The organism is Photobacterium chitinilyticum (genome assembly GCF_004104355.1).
Lineage (GTDB): Bacteria > Pseudomonadota > Gammaproteobacteria > Enterobacterales > Vibrionaceae > Photobacterium > Photobacterium chitinilyticum.
Genome location: NZ_RJLM01000031.1, coordinates 1 through 5,804, shown reverse-complemented (window position 1 = coordinate 5,804; position 5,804 = coordinate 1). Strand labels below are relative to the sequence as shown.

General features: G+C 52.0%; 6 protein-coding genes. All 6 read right to left on the bottom strand.

All coding sequences use genetic code 11. From position 1 onward, the window contains the following. Positions 1 to 44 precede the first annotated feature (44 nt). Entirely contained in the window at positions 45 to 1,268 is a 1,224-nt protein-coding gene (gene nqrF, locus EDI28_RS25285; RefSeq protein WP_128786622.1) for an NADH:ubiquinone reductase (Na(+)-transporting) subunit F, read from the bottom strand. A gap of 21 nt (positions 1,269 to 1,289) precedes the next feature. Next, positions 1,290 to 1,886 carry an NADH:ubiquinone reductase (Na(+)-transporting) subunit E gene (nqrE, locus tag EDI28_RS25280; RefSeq protein ID WP_107284909.1) on the bottom strand — a complete coding sequence of 199 codons (597 nt, stop codon included), beginning with the start codon at positions 1,884 to 1,886 and terminating at the stop codon, positions 1,290 to 1,292. A gap of 7 nt (positions 1,887 to 1,893) precedes the next feature. Beyond that, positions 1,894 to 2,526 (bottom strand): NADH:ubiquinone reductase (Na(+)-transporting) subunit D, encoded by a 633-nt coding sequence (locus EDI28_RS25275; RefSeq protein WP_128786621.1) that lies wholly within the window; start codon positions 2,524 to 2,526, stop codon positions 1,894 to 1,896. Further along, positions 2,519 to 3,313: a Na(+)-translocating NADH-quinone reductase subunit C gene (locus EDI28_RS25270; protein ID WP_128786620.1), complete on the bottom strand. Its 795-nt coding sequence runs from the start codon at positions 3,311 to 3,313 to the stop codon at positions 2,519 to 2,521. The genes EDI28_RS25275 and EDI28_RS25270 overlap by 8 nt, the downstream gene beginning before the upstream one ends. Continuing rightward, the gene (locus tag EDI28_RS25265; RefSeq protein WP_128786619.1) at positions 3,303 to 4,547 is read right to left on the bottom strand and encodes an NADH:ubiquinone reductase (Na(+)-transporting) subunit B; all 1,245 of its coding nucleotides are present in this window, start codon (positions 4,545 to 4,547) and stop codon (positions 3,303 to 3,305) included. The genes EDI28_RS25270 and EDI28_RS25265 overlap by 11 nt, the downstream gene beginning before the upstream one ends. 3 nt (positions 4,548 to 4,550) lie before the next feature. Further along, positions 4,551 to 5,804, bottom strand: a 1,254-nt coding sequence (locus EDI28_RS25260) for a Na(+)-translocating NADH-quinone reductase subunit A (protein ID WP_233353509.1), incomplete at its 5' end; no start/stop codon positions are given.

Genomic DNA, 5,804 nt, shown 5'->3' with positions numbered 1-5,804 from the left:
GACCCGAAGCGGGTCAGCCAATTTCTTATTGGGGTGCAGCTAATTTAGCCACCGAAGTCATCCAGCAGGATGTTTTCGTCTTCGACACCAAGATCTTTCAGCATGCCGATAACGGCTGCGTTCATCATTGGCGGACCACACATGTAGTATTCACAATCTTCCGGTGCTTCGTGATCTTTCAGGTAGTTCTCGTAGATCACGTTGTGGATGAAGCCTGTGTARCCGTCCCAGTTATCTTCCGGTAGCGGATCAGACAGGGCAACATGCCAGTCGAAGTTCTCGTTGTCCGCGGCCAGCGTATCGAAATCTTCAATATAGAACATTTCACGCTTGGAACGGGCACCGTACCAGTAGGTCATCTTACGCTTGGACTTCAGGCGCAGAAGCTGGTCGAAGATATGCGAACGCATCGGAGCCATACCGGCACCACCACCGATGAATACCATTTCGTTGTCGGTCTCTTTCGCGAAGAACTCACCGAACGGGCCCGAAATCATACACTTGTCACCCGCTTTCAGTGACCAGATGTATGAAGACATCACACCCGGTGGCACGTCAGGGTTGTTTGGCGGCGGTGTTGCAATACGCACGTTAAGCTTAATCAGCCCTTTCTCTTCCGGGTATGACGCCATGGAGTAAGCACGGATTGAMGGCTCTTTAACGACAGACTCGTAGCGGAACAGGTTGAACTTGTCCCAGTCGCCACGGTATTCCTCTGGAATATCGAAGTCAGCGTATTTAATGTGGTGCGGCTCAGCTTCAATCTGAATATAACCACCGGCACGGAACGGCACTTCTTCACCCTCAGGGATCTGAAGAACCAGTTCTTTGATGAAGGTCGCCTCGTTGTCGTTGGAGAGAACAGTACATTCCCACTTCTTAACACCGAAGATCTCTTCTGGCAGCTCGATATTCATGTCAGATTTTACGTTTACCTGACAGGCCAGACGCTCGCCTTCGCGCGCTTCACCTTTGGTGATGTGATCAAGCTCTGTCGGCAGAATGTCACCGCCGCCAGATTTAACTTTCACACGGCACTGGCCACATGAGCCACCGCCACCACATGCCGACGATACAAAGATACCATTGGCCGAAAGTGCGCTAAGCAGTTTGTCACCGGCAGCGGTTGTAATCGCTTTTTCCGGATCGTTGTTTACTGAGATAGTAATGTCACCTGATGGTACCAGCTTAGATTTAGCGAACAGGATCACTAAAACTAGAGCCAGGATAATCAGGGTGAACATAACTACGCCAAGAATAATATCCATTGACTATTCCTATTATCCTGATTACAGCTGAACGCCGGAGAAGGACATGAAGCCCAACGCCATGAGACCAACGGTGATAAATGTAATACCTAGGCCACGCAGACCAGGAGGTACGTCAGAGTACTTCATCTTCTCGCGGATCCCCGCAAGCGCAACGATTGCCAGCATCCAGCCTACGCCGGAGCCGAAACCGTAAACCACCGATTCAGCGAAGTTGTAGTCACGCTGTACCATGAAGGATACGCCACCGAAGATGGCACAGTTAACGGTGATCAACGGCAGGAAAATACCCAATGCGTTGTACAGCGGCGGGAAGAAGCGGTCCAGCACCATTTCCAGGATCTGTACCAATGCCGCAATAACACCGATAAAGGTGATGAAGTTCAGGAAGCTAAGGTCAACACCTTGAACGATAGCACCGTCTTTCAGCAGCAGGTTGTAAACAAGGTTGTTCACCGGTACCGCGATCGTCAGTACCACGATGACGGCAACACCCAGACCAAAAGAGGTTTTTACTTTCTTGGATACGGCAAGGAATGTACACATACCCAAGAAGAACGAAAGTGCCATGTTCTCGATAAAAATCGAACGAACCAACAGGCTTAGATAATGTTCCATGTTCCCCTTACTCCTTCGCTTCTACTTGTTCCGGACGAACAATACGGATAGCCCAGATCATGAAACCAATCAGGAAGAAAGCAGATGGTGCAAGCAGCATCAGGCCGTTCGGCTGATACCAGCCACCGTCAGATACCAGAGGCAGAACCTCAACACCAAATAGCTTGCCCGACCCCAATAGCTCACGGAAGAAGCCAACAGTAATCAGTACGAAGCCGTAACCCAGACCGTTGCCGATACCGTCAATAAATGACGGCAGCGGCGCCGACTTCATTGCGTACGCTTCGGCACGACCCATTACGATACAGTTGGTAATGATCAGACCGACAAAGACAGAAAGCTGCTTGGAAATATCATAAACAAACGCTTTCAGTACCTGGTCGACCACGATAACCAACGAGGCAATGATGGCCATCTGCACGATGATACGCACACTGTTGGGAATATGGTGACGGATCAGTGATACAAAAAGGTTAGAAAATGCAGTCACAAACATCACTGCCAGCGTCATGACAAACGCCGTTTCTAATTTTGTCGTTACTGCCAAGGCAGAACATACACCAAGAACCTGAAGCGCTATCGGGTTGTTGTCGATAAACGGCGCAAACAGGATCTTCTTCATTTCTTTAGTATCAGCCATTGTTCAGGCCTCCCTCACGAACCTTCGCCAGGAATGGACCGAAGCCCATATCGCCTAACCAGAAGTCGAAGGTGTGCTGTACACCAGTACCAGTTAGTGTCGCACCAGAAAGGCCGTCAACACCGTGGATATCACTCGGTGCCGCRCCGCCTTTCACTACGCGAATAGCAGGTTGGTTGTTATCGTCAAACAGCTTTTTGCCTTCGAACTGACCGCGCCATTTCGGGTTCTCGACTTCACCACCCAGCCCGGGRGTTTCACCCTGCTCGTAGTAAGTGATACCCGCCACCGTGTTGCCGTCAGTCTCAACCGCAATGAACGCGTACATCATTGACCACAGACCGTTGCCGTGAACYGGCAGGATCAGTTTCTCAGTGTTRTCGTTCGCATCCTTGACCAGGTAAACCGTGGCAATATTTGCACGGCGAATGATCTTCGCCAGATCCTGGTCAGCGGTTAGCTTGACAGACTGGTTGTTGTCCTTCGCAGCGACACGTTGCTTGTACTCTGCGGCAGTCTGACCTGCCTCAGTTGTCTCGACGAACTCACCCGTCTCAAGGTTAACCAGTTTGGGTTCGATGAACTGCTGGTAAGCTTCGGTGACGTTAGTGCCGTCTTCGAGCAGACCGGCAACCGAAAGGATGTTGCGCTGCACATCCAGTACGGCATTTTTCTGCTGAAGTGGACGCAAGCTCACTGCCGACATTGATACCACGATAGAGCACACCAGGCTCAGTGCGAYAACAACAATCAGCGTCTTTTTAATGCTATCGTTATTACTTGCCATGACGAGCGAGTCTCCGTTTGATATTGCCCTGAACGACCAGGTTGTCAAATAGAGGTGCGAATAGGTTAGCAAACAGGATTGCTAGCATCATACCTTCTGGGTACGCAGGGTTAACCACACGCACCATAACAGCCATTGCACCGATTAGCGCGCCGTACCACCACTTACCTTTGTTGGTAAAGGCAGCAGACACGGGATCGGTCGCCATGAACATCATACCGAATGCAAAGCCACCCAGAACCAGGTGCCAGTGCCAAGGCATGCTGAACATTGCGTTAGTGTCAGAACCAATGATATTGAACAGAGTCGCTGTCGCAATCATACCCACCATGGTACCGGCAATAATACGCCATGAGGCAATGCCCATGAACACGATCATTGCGCCGCCAAGGATGATAGCGAGCGTAGAGACTTCGCCGATTGAACCCGGAATACGGCCAATGAATGCATCCATCCAGGTGATCGCGTCGCCAGTCACAACATTGATAAGCTTCGCGTCACCGCCCTGTGCCCACTGGCTCAGCGCCGTCGCACCGGTAAAGCCGTCTGCGGCTGTCCATACTGCATCGCCCGAAATCTGAGCCGGGTAGGCAAAGAACAGGAACGCACGGCCGGCAAGCGCAGGGTTCAGGAAGTTACGGCCAGTACCACCGAAGATTTCTTTTGCAACCACAACACCGAAGGTAATACCCAGTGCCGCCTGCCAAAGTGGTAGTGTCGGCGGTACGATCAGTGCGAACAGGATAGAAGTAACAAAGAAGCCTTCGTTAACCTCGTGCTTGCGCACCATACAGAAAAGTACTTCCCAGAAACCACCTACGGCAAACACAACGGCATAGATAGGCAGGAAGAACATCGCACCCAGGAGCATTTTGCTACCCCAGCCAGCGTCTGGCGACAGCGTGCCGCCCAGCATTTCTGTCAGCCAGTAGTGCCAGTCGCCGGCGATAACCGTCGCCAGCTGATCACCCGCATACATGTGGTTGAGTGCAACGACAGCCTGGTGGCCGGAGTTGTACATCCCCCAGAACATCGCCGGGAATACCGCAAACCACACCATGATCATGATGCGTTTCAGATCGATGCTGTCACGCACGTGTGAACCGGTACGAGTCACCTGACCCGGCGTATACATAAGAGTGGCAAACGCTTCGTAAAGCGCAAACCATCTCTCGTGCTTGCCACCCGGCTCGAAGTGGTGCTCGACCTGCTCGAGTAAATTCTTGAGGCTCATGAATTACCCTTCCTTCTCAATTGTATCCAGGCACTCACGCAGTAGTGGACCGAACTCATATTTACCCGGACATACATACGTACATAGAGCCAGATCTTCTTCGTCAAGCTCCAGCGCACCCAGTTGCTGCGCACTGTCAATGTCACCGGCACACAGGTCACGAAGCAGCAGTGTCGGCTCGATATCAAGCGGCATCACTTTTTCGTAGTTGCCGATTGGCACCATTGAACGTTCACTGCCGTTGGTCGATGTCGTCATGTTGAACAACTGACCAGGGAAGAACTGGCTCAGGAACGAGCGAGTCACAGAGAACTTGTTTTTKCCCGGCACGATCCAGCCCAGGAACTCCTTCTCGCGACCTTCGCGAAGCGCAGTGACCTGGTGGTGGTAACGGCCAAGGTAGGCATGRGGACCGATRGCATGAAGGCCATTCAGTACCGAGCCCGACAGTACACGCAGCTCGCCCGGCATCATCTCTGAATCAGTGATCTGCCCAATCGCGGCACCGATTTGAGTACGGACCAGACGCGGGTTGTTCACCACAGGACCGGCAAGAGAAACCACACGATCGGTGTATAGCTCACCGGTCAGGAACAGCTTGCCGAATGCGATAACATCCTGGTAGTTGATGTGCCATGCCACATTCTCGAGGTTTGCACCAAACAGAGTATGGAYATGCGTACCAACAAGGCCGGCAGGGTGCGGGCCGTTGAATACGTGCTCTTCGATATTCGCTTCCGYTGAGCGAGGCAGGCTGGCACCAGACTTGCAGACCAGTACTTTTCCGCCAGTCAGACGAGAAAGAAGCGTCAGGCCGGCAACAAAGGCATCGCTCTGCTCATTGATGATAACTTCCRGATTTGCTGCCAGAGGGTTGGTATCGATGGCCGTAACAAAGATAGCCTGGGTTTGTGCATCAATCGCAGGAACCTTGCTGAAAGGACGTGTACGGAGCGCCGTCCACATACCTGACTCGACCAGCTGCTCGACAACCTTGCTGCGCTCTAGCTGAGCCAGCTGGGCTGTTTCGTAGCGGTTGAATGTTACCTGCTCGTCGCCCTCTACATCAATCACAACGGACTGTAGAACACGCTTAGCACCACGGTTAATTTCTGCAACCTTGCCGCTGGCCGGAGCAGTGAACTTAACGCCGGGGTTCTTCTTGTCTTCAAAAAGAACCTGACCTTTTTTCACTACATCCCCTACGCGGGTATGCATTGTAGGACGCATACCAACATATTCTTCGCCAAGCAAGGC